The organism is Pusillimonas sp. SM2304, assembly GCF_031628915.1.
In the GTDB taxonomy this organism is placed as follows: Bacteria; Pseudomonadota; Gammaproteobacteria; order Burkholderiales; family Burkholderiaceae_B; genus Pusillimonas_C.
On the sequence record NZ_JAVLUJ010000003.1, the window covers coordinates 868,557 to 883,876 of the forward strand.

The window sequence follows — 15,320 nt, forward strand, 5'->3', positions numbered from 1 at the left end:
CGATGCCATACTCCTTGCCCAAGCCGGTTGCTGCGCCGCGCCTGCCAGGTCAGCGGGCAAATGCTTCGCTCAGAAAATCGACGAACACCCTGACGCGCCGCGCCATCTGATGCCTCTGCGGATAGACCGCATAGATATTGGCTTCCGGCGTGCGGTAGTGCTTCAGGACCTCCTGCAAGCGCCCGCTGTCCAGATAGCGTGCGATGTCCCATTCCGCCCGCATGATGATGCCCAGGCCATCCAGCGCCCATTGCACGGCAATGTCGCCGTCATTCGTGACCAGCGGCCCATTGATCTTGGCCAGTTCCGTGCCCTGCGTGGACGACAGCCGCCACAGGCCATGCGCTTCATCCCCATGCCGGATGGTGATGCAATGGTGGCGCGCAAGCTCTCGGGGTGTTTTTGGGTTGCCGTACTTCTCCAGGTAGGCCGGCGCGGCACAGAGCAATCGGCGATTGTCGGCAAGCTTGCGCGCAATCATCCGCGAGTCGGGCGGCTCGCCGAACCGAATGCACACATCGAAAGAGTTATCCGAGACCAACGGCGGGTTGACGGTCAGCTGCAGCTCGACATGGACCTTGGGATAGCGCTGGTAGAAGGTTGAAATAAGCGGCGCGATTTGGCTGCGCCCGAAGCCCAGCGTGGCATTGACCCGCAGCAAGCCCTGGGGCTCCACCATCGATTGGGTCAGGGAATGCTCGAAGTCTTGTATGTCGGACAGAACGCGCCGTGCATGACGCAGATATTCCTCGCCTTCCGCGGTCAGGCTCATGCGGCGCGTCGTGCGCGCCAGCAAAGAAACACCCAATCGTTTCTCAATGAGATTCAGGCGCCGTGTCGCGGCGGGGGGAGAAATGCCAAGCTCCCTTGCTGCGGCGGTAAGGCTTCCTGCATTGATGAGAAGACTGAAGAACGCCATTTCGGCTGAAGCGCTGGTCAGCTCTTTCATTATTAACCTTAAGCTGAAAAGTAGAGTAAGTTTCCACGCATTATAAACACCGCAAATGCATGTCTAATCTTGTACGTTGAACGCATCCAGACCGATATAACAATCAGGAGATCACATGTACAAACTGACCCAGTTTCTGTTGGCAGGCCTATGCCTGGCGGGCTTTTCCGCTCACGCCGCCACCGATTATCCGGCGCGCGCCGTCACGGTCGTCGTTCCTTATGCGCCGGGCGGCACAACGGACATCATGGCGCGCATCACCGCGCAGGCGCTCATGGAGTCAACCGGCAAATCCTTCGTGGTCGAAAACAAAGGCGGGGCAAGCGGCACCATTGCCATGAGCATTGTGGCCACCGCCAAGCCCGATGGCTACACGCTGTTGTCCAATGAAATGACCCAAACGATTGTGCCCAGCCTTTTTTCTTCCCTCGCTTTTGATCCCGTCAACGATATCAAGGGTGTTTCCATCTACGCCGAAGCGCCTTATGTGCTGGCCATCAATGCAAAACTGCCCGTCACCACGCTCAGCGAGTTCGTGGACTATGCCAAAGCAAGACCGGGCGACATCAACTTCGCCTCCGGCGGGGTGGGCAGCGGCCCGCACATGGCCGGAGAACTGCTGAAATCCGTTGCCGGCATTGACATGACGCATATCCCGTACAAAGGATCGGGCCCCGCGCTCAACGATCTTCTGAGCGGCCAGGTCGATGTACTGATCACCGCCGCGCCCACTGCGGCGCCCTATGTCAACTCAGGACGAATAAAGGTTCTGGCCGTAGCGCATGACAAGCGGGTCAGCTCCTTGCCTGACGTGCCCACGTCGGTGGAAGCCGGACTACCCGAGTTCCGTGTGGCGAACTGGTTCGGCCTGGCCGTTCCCAAAGACACGCCGGAACAGGTCAGCACCGTTCTGTTTGAAGAGATCAAGAAAGCCCTGAGCAAGCAAGCGTTCCGCGACAAGCTGGTTGCCGCCGGCGCAGAGCCGGTCACGATGTCGCCAGAAGAAACCGGCCAGTTTATCCAGAGCGAAGCCAGGAAATGGAGCGCGCTTGTCAAGAAAGCGAACATCGTCAATCAGTAATCGTTCTACTTATCCCGCCCACTAGCAATCCGGAGTCTGGTTGTAAATGAAAATCATAAAAGTCGAGCCCTTGCATATCGGGCAATTCATGTTTGTACGTATTTCCACTGATGAAGGCATTGTCGGATTTGGTGAAGCAGGGACGTGGGGCCATATCCAGGCCGCCGGCGCATGCATTACGCGATTTGCCGAGTACCTGGAAGGGAAAGACCCTTTCCCCATAGAACACCACTGGAATGTCATGCACCGGTTCAGTTACTTCCAGGGCCTGGCCGAGAACGCGGCCATCTCGGCCATCGACATGGCCTTGTGGGACATCAAGGGCAAAGCACTGGGCGTACCCATTTTTGAACTCCTGGGCGGCGCGGCGCGCACCAAGGCGCGCATCTATGGCCATATCTACGAAAACACGATAGAAAAGATGCTCGTGGAATGCGAGAAGAAAATGAACGCCGGGTTCACTGCCTTCGGCCATCTCAACCCCTTCCTGGACGAAGGATACGACCAGGTCTATTTCAAGACACACATCAAGAAAATGCGCGACGCCATCGAAAACACCGAACGCATGCGTGAAGTGGTCGGCGATCGCGTGGACTTGCTGATCGAGATTCACCGCCGGCTGACGCCCGCCGAAGCCATTGTTTTCGCAAACGGCATCGAGCATACACACCCGATGTTCATCGAGGACCCGATACGGCCGGAAAGCAATGACGCCATGGCCAGGGTGGCGGCAAAGATCAACATTCCCATCGCGACCGGGGAGCGCTTCTCAAACCTCTATGAGTTCGAGGCGCTGCTGGCGCGCAATGGCGCGGAATATGCGCGGATAGATTTGTGTTTATGCGGCGGCATCACCGGCGCAAAGAAAGTCGCCGCGATTGCCGAAGCGCACCAGGTCCAGGTCGTGCCGCATAACCCCCTATCGCCCATCGGCCTGGCCGCCTGCCTGCAGATAGCAGCGTCCATACCAAATTTCGCGATCCAGGAATATGCAACCGGCTTCGAGGCAGGCACCTTCGAATCAAGAGCCGAACACTTGGGCAGCGACATTGTGGATAGCGTTCCCTTGCCTCAGCATGGCTTTGTGGATATCCCGACTGGCCCGGGGCTGGGCATGAACCTGGTGCCCGATGCACAAAAGATCCGCCCCCCGCTCTCCAAACCCATCGCCATGCGGCCCCACTTCGACGGCTTCATCGTCGACCAGTAATGCCGCAGGTTTGCGGCCTGCCAGCCAGCGCCGATGAAAGCGCGACGCCATCGCCCCGCATGCCGGGCGGTTGGCAGTGACCGCGACGGCTCATCCACCAGACCGCCGCGCATAGGCGCTGGGGGGCTGTCCTGTCGCCTTCCTGAACATGGTGGAGAAGGCCGACGGGCTTTCGTAACCCATGTCGAGCGCGATGCGGGTTACGCTATCGCCACGCGAGAGCCGCGATATCGCGACGAACACGCAGGCTTTGCGCCGCCATTCAATGAAGCTCAAGCCGGTGCCGGCGACGAAGCGGCGATAAAAGGTGCGCTCGCTGACATGCAGCGCCTGCGCCCACTGAACGGGAGTGGCCGTCTGCATGGGGGCCGCGAAAAAAGCATTGCACATCGCCGCCAACGCGGCATCGCGCGGCATGGGCAGGTGAAAAGACGCAGCAGGCGCTTGGCTGGCTTCGAGCAGGAGCAAGCGCATCAATGCGCCGTCGCGCTGGCGCACATCGTACAAAACGGGCAGTTGCGCCGCCGCGTCGATCAGTTGGCGCAACAAGGGGGACACCTCGACCACCTGGCAGGCCAGGGGCGCCCGGGGCAAGGCCTGCGCGCGAAAATACAGGCTGCGCGTCGTCACGCGCGTGGTGCGCAGCAAATGCCGCAAGCCCGCGGGAATCCACAGCGCAAAGCCCGGCGGCACCATCCACGTGCCCCCGTCGGTCTCCAGTTGCATGATGCCGCTGATGGCATGCAGCAACTGAACGCGCTGGTGGGTATGGCTGACCCCGACATAGCCGTCCGGATAGTCGGATTGCGCAAGCACCACATCGCGGTCCGCTTTTTCAAGCAATGCTATGGAAGGATTCATGGACTGGCCGAAATTCGATGGTGAATGTCCAATATTCTAATGACAGTCAACCCGCTTGTGCCTATATTTCTGGTTTCAGCCGTTGAAAACCGACTATTCAGCCCCTTGTTTCACCGCCCCGCTTCATGCAGCCCCGACCATGACCCAAGCTACCGCAACCCTCCCGGCGAAATCCAATAAAGACAGCGGCGTCGCCTACCGCGTCCTGGGCGCCATCAGTGTCTCGCACCTGCTCAACGACATGATGCAGTCGGTGCTGCTGGCCCTGTATCCGGTGCTCAAGGGTAATTTCTCGCTCAGCTTTGCGCAGATCGGCGTCATCACCCTGGCCTTCCAGTTCTCATCGTCGTTGTTGCAGCCCTTGATCGGCGCCTTCACCGACCGGCGGCCCAAGCCCTACTCGCTGCCGATTGGCATGGGCTTCACCCTGATCGGCCTGCTATTGCTGTCGCAGGCCTGGAACTTTGCCAGTATCGTAGTGGCGGCAACCCTGATCGGCATGGGTTCATCGGTGTTCCATCCCGAATCGTCCCGCGTGGCGCGCATGGCGTCAGCAGGCCAGCACGGCCTGGCCCAGTCCATCTTTCAGGTCGGCGGCAATATCGGATCGTCATTGGGCCCGCTGCTGGTCGCGCTCATCATCGTCCCCTTCGGCCAGGGCAGCGTGGCGTGGGTGTCACTGGCGGCCCTGGCGGCCATGTTGATATTGATACGCGTAAGCCGCTGGTATGCCGCCAACCTGAATACCGTTCGCGGCCGCTCCACCCTGGGCCGTACCGAGACAGGCCTGAGCCGCCGGCAAGTCCAGGCGGCGCTGGGCATCCTGCTTGTCCTGGTCTTTTCCAAGTACTTTTATCTGGCCGGCCTGAACAGCTACCTGACCTTCTATCTGATGCAGCGCTTTGCCCTGTCGGTCCAGAACGCCCAGTACTGCCTGTTCGTCTTCCTGTTCGCGGTCGCCGTCGGCACGGTGGTCGGCGGCCCGGTGGGCGACCGCATCGGCCGCAAACGCGTCATCTGGGGCTCCATCGTGGGCACCGCGCCATTCGCGCTGCTGCTGCCCTATGCCAATTTGTTCTGGACCATTGCGCTGGTGTTCGTCATCGGCTTGATCATCGCCTCGGCGTTCTCTGCCATCCTGGTCTACGCCCAGGAGCTGGTTCCGGGCAAAACCGGCATGATCTCGGGCCTGTTCTTCGGCCTGGCCTTTGGCATGGCCGGTGTCGGCGCGGCCGCGCTGGGCAGCCTGGCCGATGCGACCAGCATCGAATTCGTCTACCAGGTGTGTTCGTTCCTGCCGCTGCTTGGCCTGACCGCATTCATGCTGCCTGAACGACACCCTAAAAAAGCCGCGGCGTAACCTGGCTGATTTCTATCGGCCGCCCCGCCTTTCACTCCCCTGCCCCCGCCGCCTCGCCCCGGCGGCACTTTCATCTGATGAAATAATGCTGCAATGCAACTTTAGCTCTGCAAGCGGGCTAGGTATCTTGTCTGAAACCTGCAAGGAAACAGACAAGACCCATGGCGATCCCCACCGATAGGCCCAGCAAACCCTTATCCTCCATACAAAAGACGTGCCGCATCCTGGCCAGCATGACGGATCCCCGCCATGTTCGCCTGACGGATATTGCCGAGTCGGCGGGCCTGGATGTATCGACCACGCTGCGTATCCTGAAAGAGCTGGAACACCAGAGTTTCGTAGAGCGAGACCCGGTCAGCAAGCAATACGTGCTGGGTCCCCAGGTGTATGCCATGCACCACGCGATGGTCGCCGGCCTGGACCTGAGGGCAGAGGCCCGCCCGTCCCTGATCCGCTTGTCCAGGAAGTTCGGCGACACGGCCATACTTTCCATGCCGGCTGGCTGGGAATCCGTGTGCATCGACTTGTGCTTTGGCGACTACCCCATACGCGCCAATTATCTGCATGTGGGCAGCAGACGCCCTTTGGGGGTCGGCGCGGGGAGCCTGGCCCTGCTTGTCGCCATGAAAAATTCGGAACAACAGGCCGTCCTGCCCCTGATCCATGCGCGCATGGCCAAACGCTATCCCCTGTACAGCCAGGCCTATCTGGATGAACAGCTTCAGCGCGCGCGCGCGTGCGGCTATTCCATGCTGCTCGACGTCGTCATACAGAAAATGGGCGGCCTGGGGATTCCCGTAAAAGGGCCCGACGGCCAACCCATTGCGGCGCTCAGCATTGCGGCGCTCAGCGAACGCATCAGTTCGCGCGAGCGCGAGCTGGCCGAGGCGCTCAAAGAAGAGGTTCACGCCATAGAGCGGGCCTGGCTGCCGTAACGCGTCCATCCTGGAAAACACATCATGCAAAACACGGCCTATATCCGGGCTGCCGCCCATTCGGCATTCGGGCGGCTCGAAGGCAAGTCGGCCACCGACCTGATGGCCGGTGTGGCGAACACCTTGTTCGACGAGAGCGGCATCGCCCGCCAGCACATCGATGGCGTGCTGTGCGGCTACGCCACCACCTATCCCCATCTTATGCTGGCCAGCCTCATGGCTGAAAAACTGGGCATACAGCCAGACTATGCCCATGGCATGCAGGCCGGCGGCGCCACCGGGGCCGCCATGGTCATGCTGGCGCGCGACCTGGTGCGCGTGGGACGCTGCCGCAACGTCCTGGTGCTGGCCGGTGAAAACCGCCTGACCGGACAAGCGGCCGACACCTCCATACAGACCCTGGCCCAAGTGGGGGAAGCGCTCGCCGAAGTGCCCAACGGCATGTCCGTACCCGCCTACTACGCTTTGCTGGCCTCTGAATATATGCATCGGACCGGAACCCGCCGCGAGGACATGGCCGATTTTGCCGTCCGCATGCGCCAGAACGCGGCGAGCCACCCCGACGCGCACCTGAAGGAAACCATTACCCGGCAAGATGTGCTTGCTTCCAAGCCCATTGCCACCCCCTTGCACCTGCTCGATTGCTGTCCGATTTCCGATGGCGCCGCCGGGCTGATTGTCAGTGCCGAGCACGGGCCGGTGGAAATCAGCGGCGCCGGGCAAGCCCATCGCCATCAGCACATTTCCGCGATGGCGGACATTTTCGATACCGGCGCAAGCCAGGCCTGCCAGCACGCGCTGCGTGAGGCCGGAACCACGCTGGATGACGTCGACTACCTGGCCATCTACGACTCTTTCACCATCACTTTGCTGATGCTGCTGGAAGAGCTGGGCTTTGCCGCCCGGGGCAAGGCGGCCCATCGCTTGCGCCAGGGTCACTTCGACCCCGACGGCACGCTTCCCCTGAATACCCATGGCGGCCTGCTGTCGTTCGGGCATTCCGGCGTCGCCGGCGGCATGGCGCACATCGTCGAAGCCTGGCATCAACTTGGCGGCACGGCCGGCGCGCGCCAGATTCCCGGTCCTCGCCGCAAGGCTTTCGTACATGCCGACGGAGGCGTGCTGTCGGCGCATGTCAGCCTGATTCTTGAGGCAAGGGAGGCCGCATGACAACCGCAACGACCGCAACAACCGCAACAACCACGACACCGCTGGCGCTGCTGCAATGCCGCTCGTGCATGGCCTGGTGGTCCCTGCATCCCTATGCTTGCCGGCATTGCGGCGGCCACGACCTGGTTCTCCGGCCCGTCAGCGGCATCGGCCGCGTGAAAGCCATCACCACCATTTCGCGCGCCCCGGATGCCTTCTGGCGCCAGCGCCTTCCCTACACCGTGGCGCTGGTTGCATTACAGGAGGGCGTCACCGTCATGGGGCATGCCGACGGCGACCTGCAAGTGGGCCAACAGGTGCGGGCATCGCAACATCTGTCGGGACAGCACCCACTCGTCAGGTTCAGTCCGGTCGCTTGACCAGGCATCACACCCCCATGCCCCGCAACCCGGGGCATACGTTTTCATTTCATTAAAGGAAGAGACATCATGAGAAAGACAAGAAGACTTCTGCACCCCCTGGCCGTACTTGCCTTGGTTCTGGGCGCTCCGGCAGCGGGCGCCGCAGCCTGGCCCGAACAGACCATCACCATGGTCGTACCGTATCCGCCGGGCGGCCCCACCGATATCGTCGCGCGCGTTGTGGCCCAAGGACTGGGCGAAAAACTGGGCCAGACCGTGGTCGTCGACAACAAGGCGGGCGCCGGCGGCAACATTGGCGCCGACATCGTGGCCCGCGCCAAGCCCGATGGCTACACCCTGCTCATCGCCACCACCGCGCATGCCATCAATATGTCCTTGTTCAAGGATCTGAACTACGACACGCGCGGCAGCTTCGAACCCATCTCCGCCCTGACCGAAGGCCCGCTCATGCTGGTCACCCGGCCCGACCTGGGCGTGAACACGGTGCAGGAACTGATTCAGCACGCGAAACAGGCCGCGCAGCCCATGACCTTCGCCTCATCCGGAAACGGCCAGTCCACCCACCTTGCGGCTGAGCTGTTCAGCAGCATGGCGGGCATCGACATGACCCACATACCCTACCGCGGCAGCGCGCCGGCCATGACCGACGTCATGGGAGGGCAGGTAGACATCATGTTCAATACCATGCTCTCGTCCATGCCGTATGTGACCGACGGAAAAATGAAAGCCCTGGCGGTAACCAGCGCCAAGCGTTCTCCCGCCGCCGCCGATCTGCCGACGATCGATGAAGCAGGGCTTGACGGTTATGAAGCCACGGCCTGGAACGGCCTGCTGGCGCCCAAGGATACGCCCGCCGACATTGTGGACAAACTGAGCGCCACCCTGAAAGACGTGATGAACCAGCCCAAAGTAAAAGACACTTTTACGGCGCAGGGCTTTGCCCCCAACTGGATGGCGCCCCAAGACTTCAAGGCTTACCTTGACAACGAAGTCAACAAATGGGCCCAGGTGGTCAAGGCATCGGGCGCCACCGTCAACTGATGTTTTGCGCGCCCCTTTTCCCACGGGCGTCCTGGTTTTCTCTGGAGTTCGCATGACTGCTATACCGTCCGACCTGGACTTCCTGCTTGACCCCGCCTCGATCGCGATTGTCGGGGCGTCCGATAACCCCGACAAGATCGGAGGGCGGCCCATTTTCTACATGCGCCGCCATGGTTACCAGGGCAAGCTGTATCCCATCAACCCCCAACGTCCGCAGGTACAGGGGGAAAAAACCTGGCCGTCGGTGGCCAGCCTGCCCGAAGCGCCCCACCTGGCCATCGTGGCGGTGCCGGGCATGAAAGCGGTCGAAGCCGTGGACGACTGCGCCGCCTTGGGCGTAAAAGCCGCCATTGTCATCGCGGCCGGCTTTTCGGAAATCGGGCCCGAGGGGCGTGCCCTGCAAGACGATATGACGCGGCGCGCGCGCCAGGCGGGGCTGCGCATTGTCGGCCCGAACTCGCAAGGCCTGGCCAATTTCGGCACCGGGGCGATAGCCAGCTTCTCGACCATGTTCCTGGAGATCGAGCCTCAGGACGGGCCTGTGGCGGTCATTAGCCAGAGCGGGGGCATGAGCGCCATGATTTACGGCATTTTGCGCCAGCGCGGCGTGGGCGTGCGCCATATGCACGCGACCGGCAATGAAGCCGACATCACGGTGGCTGATCTGGCCCGCGCCGTGCTGGGCGATCCTGAAGTGCGCATCGTGCTGCTGTATCTGGAGTCGCTGCAGGATGCCGGCGCCTTGGCGGAAGCCGCCGACATGGCGCGCCGGCGCGGCGTGCCCATCATTGCCGTGAAAGCCGGCCGCTCGGAAGCAGGCCTCAGGGCGGCGGCATCGCACACGGGCGCCCTGGCCAACGAAGACCGGGCCGTCGAAGCATTTTTCGAACTCCATGGCATTTTGCGCGCGCGCGACCCTCAGGAACTTGCGCGCTATGCGGAACTGTTCATTCATGACACGCGTCCCGGCGGCTCGCGCGTGGTCATCGTCAGCAATTCCGGCGCCAGTTGCGTGCTGGCCTCCGACGCGGCCGATGCCTCCGGACTGCAGGTGGCCTCGCTGGCCGACAGCACCCAGCATCAGTTATCGACGGTTCTTTCCAACTTTGCCACCACGAACAACCCCGTGGACATTACAGCGGCCCTGCTGTCGAACAACCGCTTGTTCGGCGAAGTCCTGGCCGCCATCGAAGGCGACCCCGCCGCGGATATGTTCGTCTTGGATATTCCGGTTGCCGGCCGTGGCTACGATGTGGCGTCGTTCGCGCAAGATGCCGCCAGCTTTGCCGAACGCTCCGGTAAGCCCGTGGCCGTCGTCGCCTGGCAGGAACCGGTGGCGCAGGCATTTCGTGCCAGGGGCGTGCCTGTCTACGCCGACGAACAGCAAGCGATGGCGGCCCTGTCGGCCCTGGTCCGGCATGCCCGTTTCGTGCAAGCGGGCGCTACGCGCACCGGATCAGCGCCCTCCTGCAGCGTCGCGCTGCCGCAAGATGGCGCGGCGATGCTGTCCGAATTCGACAGCTTGTCCCTGCTGGCCGGGCACGGCGTATCGGTGGTGCCTCATGCACTCTGCCAGGACGCCGACGCCGCGCTAGCGGCCTGGCGCCAGTATGGCGCGCCGGTCGTGCTCAAGGCCTGCTCGGCCCGGATTCCCCATAAGTCCGAACACGGGCTGGTTGCATTGGGCTTGAACACGGAGCAGGCGATCCGTGATGCGATCAGCGTGCAGCAAGCCGCCCTGGACAGGCTGGGCGTGCCGTTCGACGGCTGGATCGTGGCGCCGCTGCGCAAGGGCCAGCAAGAAATGATGCTGGGCCTGAATTTCGATCCTGTCTTCGGTCCGCTGGTTGTTTTCGGAGCGGGCGGCAAGTACGTGGAAGCGGTGCCCGACGTGGCCGTCATGCTGCCGCCGTTCTCAACCGGGCAAGTCATTGAAAGGCTGCAAGGGCTACGCATCTGGCCGTTGCTGCAAGGCGTACGCGGCGAAGCCGCCGCCGATGTGCACGCCTATGCCGAATTGGTTGTCGGGTTCGGACGGTTTGCGCAAGGCAGCAGTGGACAGATCCAGTCCGTGGATATCAACCCGGTCATGCTGGGACGGCCAGGAGAAGGCGCATGGGCCGTCGATGCCCTGATCGAGCGTCTTTGCCCGCATCAGGAATAGCTGCGGCGTACTGGGCCACGCGGATGGCGTCCCCGGCAGGAATCGAACCTGCAATCTTCCCTTAGGAGGGGAAAGTTATATCCATTTAACTACAGGGACGCAGCTAGGGCTGAGATTATAAAGCAGACTCGCCCTGCACGAAGCCAGGGCGAAAAAAACCGGGGCATGCCCCGGTTTTGCCGAAGCGGGCCCGCAACGATGCGGGTCCGCTTCATTGATAGACGCACCTTATTCGAGCGTGATGTTGCCCTTGGCGACAACGTCCTTGGCCCAATCGTATTGCTCTTTGATTTCCTTGCCGAATTCTTCAGGCGTATTGCCCGAAGGCGCGGCGCCCTGTTTCTCAAGCGTCTCGATGACCTTGGGGTCCTCCAGGGCCACCACGGCGGCATCGCGCAGCTTCTTGATGATCTCGTCAGGGGTGCCGGTAGGCGCCAGCAAACCGTACCAGGCAGGCTGGTTCAATTGCGGGTAGCCTTCTTCAGCCAGCGTAGGCACATCGGGCAGCGACTTCAGGCGCTCGGGCCACGCCACGGCAAGGGCGCGCAGGTTGCCCGCCTGGATTTGACCCATGGAGGAAGGCAGGTTGTCGAACATGCTGTCGATCTGGCCGCCCACGGCGTCGGTCACCGCCGGACCCGAACCTTTATAGGGAACGTGGATGGCGTCCGTACCGGTCGCCAGCTTGAAGGCTTCGCCAAACAAGTGCAGCACCGAGCAGGTGCCCGAGCTGCCGTGGGTGTATTTGCCCGGATTGTCTTTCAGCATCTGGACGAATTCTTTGAAGTTCTTGGCCGGGAATTTGGGGTTGACTTCGATCACGTTGGGCACATTGGCGAAGTTGGTGACCGGCACGAAATCCTTCAGCGGATCATAGGGCAGATCGTTCGGACGGCATGCCGAGTTGACGGCCATGGTCGAAACGGTTGCGATCGACAATGTATAGCCATCGGGCTTGGCGCGCGCGGCTTCGGCCGCACCGATGGCGCCGCCGGCGCCGCCCTTGTTCTCGACCACCATGGTTTGGCCAAGCTCTTGGCTCATGCGTTGCGTCACGATACGGGCCACGATATCGGTAGATCCGCCGGGGGCAAATGGAACAATGACGCGAATGGGCTGCGAGGGGTAATCGGCAGCCTGTGCAACGCCGGCGCCGAACAGGGACGCCACACCAGCAGCCAGGGTCACCGCTGCGAATTTTTTATGAAGAGTTGCCATGTAATAGTCTCTCTGTAGGTATAGAAGCTGAAAAACAAGCGCTTGATTTTTGCGTTAAGCTCGCTTATTCGAACAGCAGGATAACAGTAATCCGGCTCGCTTGTCTTGCCCGGTTACAGTTGATCCGAATTTTTGCGAACGCCTGAAAACCGTCTGAAGCCAAGGCCCGCACTCTACTCCCACCCTATTTCCATGTCTGTATTTCAGCTTGTATTACCGGATTTTCTGCTTATTGGGCTAGGCTGGCTGCTGTTTCACAAGCTGCGCTTTTCCAGCGATTTTTTTCAGGGTGCGGAACAACTGGTCTATTTTGTGCTGTTTCCCGCGCTGCTGTTTCACTCCATCACCCAAACTCCCCTGAGCCTTTCAGATGCCTACGTGTTGCTGCAAGCTTCCGCCGGCGTCATGCTGTTCGGGGTGGCGATGACCTGGCTGGCCGTACCCTTATTGCGCCCCGACCCCCTTGCACACGCTTCAATCGCCCAATGCGGCTATCGTTTCAATACCTATATGGGCCTGTCGCTGGCGGGCGGCCTGGCCGGATCGGCGGGCCAGACTGCCATGGCCGTGCTGGTGGGGTTTGCCGTGCCCATTTCGAATGTGGCGGCCGTACACGCCCTGGCCCGCCAGAACGGCGGCAAGGCGCTGCGGGAAATCGCCCGCAACCCATTTATTATTGCCACGGTGCTGGCCCTGCTCTGCAATTTCCTGCAGATCCCCATTCCGGCGGCGGTGGACGCCACGCTCAAGCGCCTTGGCGCCTGCGCCCTGGCCATCGGCCTGATGTGCGTGGGGGCAACCTTGTCTTTGCAAGGCGCCCAACAAGCCGGAAAGCTCATGGCCTGGATGATCGCTTTGCGCCTGCTGGTCATGCCGCTGGCAGGCCTGTTTATCGGCTGGGCGCTTGGGCTGAGTGTGGTGGAAAAGCAAATGCTGTTGCTATTTAGCGCCTTGCCCACGGCCTCGTCCGCCTATGTCCTGGCAGCCAGAATGGGCGGAAACGGACGCCTGGTGGCCGTCACGATGTCCATCGGCACCCTGCTGTCGGCGTTGACCATTCCCTTCTGGCTGATGTCGGGCCCCACATTCTGGTAAGCCATCATGAATAAAAAAAAGCATGAATTAAGCACAAGATACGTCTATTTAAAAGATGAAGAGGCCACATCCATGCTGGCTGCCCAGTTTGCCCCTTTGCTGAGCGGGGCACATCCCGCCGTGGGTGAAGCCCGGCGCGGCGGCCGCATTCACCTGCGCGGCGACCTGGGCGCGGGCAAAACCAGCTTCGCCCGAGCGCTGTTAAGAGCGTCCGGAATCACCGGAAGAATCAAAAGTCCCAGCTACGCTTTACTTGAAAGCTATAATCTTTCTAACTTATACTTCTATCACCTTGATTTTTATAGATTTAGCGATTCTCGCGAATGGTTAGATGCTGGCTTTCGAGATATTCTGCAAAAAGAAGCGATCGTTTTGATTGAATGGCCGGAGCAGGCGGGCGCCTTATTACCGCCTCCCGACCTTGATATCCACTTCGACTATGCAGACATCGGGCGCTGCGCCAGCCTTACAGCCCACAGCGACAAAGGAATATTATGGCTGACGACACTTGCCCTTCCCACGCAGGAATCTCGCCCACCGGGGCCGCGCGACGCCGGCTGATTGCAACGGCCGGCACCCTGTTCGTGCTGCCGGTCATCACGACCCAGGCCAAGGCCGCCACGATTGTCGCCGTCCGCACCTGGCCGGCCGATGAGTACACGCGCGTCACGCTCGAAATGGACAGCGAGCTGAAAGCCGAACACTTCACGCTGGAAAACCCCGACAGGCTGGTGGTCGACATCGAAGGCCTGAGCATCAATACGACCATCAACGACCTGGTCTCCAAGATCAAGCCGAACGATCCCTACATCGGCACCGTGCGCGTGGGCCAGAACCGGCCCGGCGTCGTGCGCCTGGTGATCGATCTGAAGCAGCCCATCGCCCCCCAGGTTTTCACGCTGAAGCCCATCGGCGAGTACAAATACCGGCTGGTGCTCGACCTGTATCCGAAGATCGCGCAAGATCCGCTGATGGCGATTATGGACAATGCGGATACCGATCCGCTGGCCGAGGTGCTTGAAGACTTGGCGCGCAATTCACCTTCGGACGCTCCGGTTCCCTCGGTTCCCGGCCAAAAACTGCCGCCCGTCGCCCAGAAGCCCAAATCACCGCCGCCCCCGCCGCCCAGCGTGGCCCCGCCGGGCAGAAACCAGCCCATCCTGGTGGCGCTGGACCCTGGCCATGGCGGCGAGGATCCCGGCGCCATCGGCCGCAACGGCACGCGCGAAAAAGACATTGTGCTCAGTATCGCGCGCCGGCTGAAAAAACTGATCGACGCCCAACCCAATATGCGCGCCTATCTGACACGCGACAACGACTACTTCGTGCCCTTGCACGTGCGCGTCCAGAAAGCGCGCCGGGTCAAGGCGGACCTGTTCATTTCCATCCACGCCGACGCCTGGATCAAGCCCAGCGCACGCGGCTCATCGGTGTTCGCGCTGTCGCAGAACGGCGCCACCAGCGCTGCGGCGCGCATGATGGCCCAACGCGAGAACGATGCCGACCTGATCGGCGGGGTGAACCTGGGTTCCCACAACAAGCAAGTGGCGCAAGTGTTGCTGGACCTGTCGACCGCCGCTCAGATCAATGACTCCATGCAAGTCGGAGGCCGGGTCCTGGACGAAATCGGCAAAATCAACCGCCTGCACAAGAAGCGGGTGGAACGGGCGGGGTTTGCCGTATTAAAGGCGCCCGATATTCCGTCCATCCTGGTGGAAACCGCGTTCATCAGCAATCCGGAAGAAGAACGCCTGCTGCGCAGCCCCGCCCATCAGGACCGCATTGCGCGGGCCATGCTGGTGGGCGTCACCAACTATTTCGATTCCAGTCCGGCCATCGCCCGCCGCAGCTAGAGGGGCTTGCCGCAAGACCGC

General features: G+C 61.5%; 14 protein-coding genes and 1 tRNA gene. 11 read left to right on the plus strand and 4 right to left on the minus strand.

Features of this window, described 5'->3' with window-relative positions; all coding sequences use genetic code 11:
• Window positions 1-49: 49 nt before the first annotated feature.
• On the minus strand, window positions 50-949 hold the full coding sequence (locus tag RE432_RS19005; RefSeq protein ID WP_310935090.1) for a LysR family transcriptional regulator: 900 nt from the start codon (window positions 947-949) through the stop codon (window positions 50-52).
• A 115-nt stretch (window positions 950-1,064) separates the two neighbouring features.
• On the opposite strand from RE432_RS19005, the gene RE432_RS19010 reads away from it, so the two are divergent.
• Window positions 1,065-2,030, plus strand: a complete 966-nt coding sequence (locus tag RE432_RS19010; protein WP_310935091.1) for a tripartite tricarboxylate transporter substrate binding protein — start codon at window positions 1,065-1,067, stop codon at window positions 2,028-2,030.
• 46 nt (window positions 2,031-2,076) lie between these two features.
• Entirely contained in the window at window positions 2,077-3,240 is a 1,164-nt protein-coding gene (locus RE432_RS19015; RefSeq protein WP_310935092.1) for a mandelate racemase/muconate lactonizing enzyme family protein, read from the plus strand.
• A gap of 90 nt (window positions 3,241-3,330) precedes the next feature.
• On the opposite strand, the gene RE432_RS19020 is transcribed toward RE432_RS19015, so the two are convergent.
• Window positions 3,331-4,101, minus strand: coding sequence for a helix-turn-helix transcriptional regulator (locus tag RE432_RS19020; RefSeq protein ID WP_310935093.1), 771 nt, complete (start codon window positions 4,099-4,101; stop codon window positions 3,331-3,333).
• Between the two features lie 139 nt (window positions 4,102-4,240).
• On the opposite strand from RE432_RS19020, the gene RE432_RS19025 reads away from it, so the two are divergent.
• The 6 genes from RE432_RS19025 to RE432_RS19050 all read left to right on the plus strand — a co-directional run bounded on the left by RE432_RS19025 (window position 4,241) and on the right by RE432_RS19050 (window position 11,133).
• The gene (locus tag RE432_RS19025) at window positions 4,241-5,461 is read left to right on the plus strand and encodes an MFS transporter (RefSeq protein ID WP_310935094.1); all 1,221 of its coding nucleotides are present in this window, start codon (window positions 4,241-4,243) and stop codon (window positions 5,459-5,461) included.
• Window positions 5,462-5,622: 161 nt separating this feature from the next.
• Window positions 5,623-6,396 carry an IclR family transcriptional regulator gene (locus tag RE432_RS19030; RefSeq protein WP_310935095.1) on the plus strand — a complete coding sequence of 258 codons (774 nt, stop codon included), beginning with the start codon at window positions 5,623-5,625 and terminating at the stop codon, window positions 6,394-6,396.
• A gap of 24 nt (window positions 6,397-6,420) precedes the next feature.
• Window positions 6,421-7,566: a thiolase family protein gene (locus RE432_RS19035; RefSeq protein ID WP_310935096.1), complete on the plus strand. Its 1,146-nt coding sequence runs from the start codon at window positions 6,421-6,423 to the stop codon at window positions 7,564-7,566.
• A complete protein-coding gene (locus RE432_RS19040; protein WP_310935097.1) occupies window positions 7,563-7,925 on the plus strand; it encodes an OB-fold domain-containing protein in 363 nt (120 codons plus the stop codon). Before RE432_RS19035 ends, RE432_RS19040 begins: the two co-directional genes overlap by 4 nt.
• A 69-nt stretch (window positions 7,926-7,994) precedes the next feature.
• Window positions 7,995-8,969 carry a tripartite tricarboxylate transporter substrate binding protein gene (locus RE432_RS19045; RefSeq protein WP_310935098.1) on the plus strand — a complete coding sequence of 325 codons (975 nt, stop codon included), beginning with the start codon at window positions 7,995-7,997 and terminating at the stop codon, window positions 8,967-8,969.
• 52 nt (window positions 8,970-9,021) lie between these two features.
• Window positions 9,022-11,133 carry an acetate--CoA ligase family protein gene (locus RE432_RS19050; RefSeq protein ID WP_310935099.1) on the plus strand — a complete coding sequence of 704 codons (2,112 nt, stop codon included), beginning with the start codon at window positions 9,022-9,024 and terminating at the stop codon, window positions 11,131-11,133.
• A gap of 24 nt (window positions 11,134-11,157) precedes the next feature.
• On the opposite strand, the gene RE432_RS19055 is transcribed toward RE432_RS19050, so the two are convergent.
• Both RE432_RS19055 and RE432_RS19060 read right to left on the minus strand, forming a co-directional pair.
• A tRNA-Arg gene (locus RE432_RS19055) sits at window positions 11,158-11,232 on the minus strand.
• Window positions 11,233-11,361: 129 nt separating this feature from the next.
• Window positions 11,362-12,351: a tripartite tricarboxylate transporter substrate binding protein BugE gene (locus tag RE432_RS19060; RefSeq protein ID WP_310935100.1), complete on the minus strand. Its 990-nt coding sequence runs from the start codon at window positions 12,349-12,351 to the stop codon at window positions 11,362-11,364.
• Between the two features lie 192 nt (window positions 12,352-12,543).
• On the opposite strand from RE432_RS19060, the gene RE432_RS19065 reads away from it, so the two are divergent.
• The 3 genes from RE432_RS19065 to RE432_RS19075 are packed head-to-tail and all read left to right on the plus strand — an operon-like array spanning window position 12,544 to window position 15,299.
• Window positions 12,544-13,446, plus strand: coding sequence for an AEC family transporter (locus RE432_RS19065; RefSeq protein WP_310935101.1), 903 nt, complete (start codon window positions 12,544-12,546; stop codon window positions 13,444-13,446).
• 6 nt (window positions 13,447-13,452) lie between these two features.
• Window positions 13,453-14,007: a tRNA (adenosine(37)-N6)-threonylcarbamoyltransferase complex ATPase subunit type 1 TsaE gene (gene tsaE / locus RE432_RS19070; protein ID WP_310935102.1), complete on the plus strand. Its 555-nt coding sequence runs from the start codon at window positions 13,453-13,455 to the stop codon at window positions 14,005-14,007.
• Entirely contained in the window at window positions 13,941-15,299 is a 1,359-nt protein-coding gene (locus tag RE432_RS19075; protein WP_310935103.1) for an N-acetylmuramoyl-L-alanine amidase, read from the plus strand. Before tsaE ends, RE432_RS19075 begins: the two co-directional genes overlap by 67 nt.
• Window positions 15,300-15,320 lie beyond the last annotated feature (21 nt).

Coding starts and splice junctions, on each gene's coding strand:
- RE432_RS19005 (WP_310935090.1), bottom strand. CDS start 949: ATGAAAGAGCTGACCAGCGCTTCAGCCGAAATGGCGTTCTTCAGTCTT.
- RE432_RS19010 (WP_310935091.1), top strand. CDS start 1,065: ATGTACAAACTGACCCAGTTTCTGTTGGCAGGCCTATGCCTGGCGGGC.
- RE432_RS19015 (WP_310935092.1), top strand. CDS start 2,077: ATGAAAATCATAAAAGTCGAGCCCTTGCATATCGGGCAATTCATGTTT.
- RE432_RS19020 (WP_310935093.1), bottom strand. CDS start 4,101: ATGAATCCTTCCATAGCATTGCTTGAAAAAGCGGACCGCGATGTGGTG.
- RE432_RS19025 (WP_310935094.1), top strand. CDS start 4,241: ATGACCCAAGCTACCGCAACCCTCCCGGCGAAATCCAATAAAGACAGC.
- RE432_RS19030 (WP_310935095.1), top strand. CDS start 5,623: ATGGCGATCCCCACCGATAGGCCCAGCAAACCCTTATCCTCCATACAA.
- RE432_RS19035 (WP_310935096.1), top strand. CDS start 6,421: ATGCAAAACACGGCCTATATCCGGGCTGCCGCCCATTCGGCATTCGGG.
- RE432_RS19040 (WP_310935097.1), top strand. CDS start 7,563: ATGACAACCGCAACGACCGCAACAACCGCAACAACCACGACACCGCTG.
- RE432_RS19045 (WP_310935098.1), top strand. CDS start 7,995: ATGAGAAAGACAAGAAGACTTCTGCACCCCCTGGCCGTACTTGCCTTG.
- RE432_RS19050 (WP_310935099.1), top strand. CDS start 9,022: ATGACTGCTATACCGTCCGACCTGGACTTCCTGCTTGACCCCGCCTCG.
- RE432_RS19060 (WP_310935100.1), bottom strand. CDS start 12,351: ATGGCAACTCTTCATAAAAAATTCGCAGCGGTGACCCTGGCTGCTGGT.
- RE432_RS19065 (WP_310935101.1), top strand. CDS start 12,544: ATGTCTGTATTTCAGCTTGTATTACCGGATTTTCTGCTTATTGGGCTA.
- tsaE (WP_310935102.1), top strand. CDS start 13,453: ATGAATAAAAAAAAGCATGAATTAAGCACAAGATACGTCTATTTAAAA.
- RE432_RS19075 (WP_310935103.1), top strand. CDS start 13,941: ATGGCTGACGACACTTGCCCTTCCCACGCAGGAATCTCGCCCACCGGG.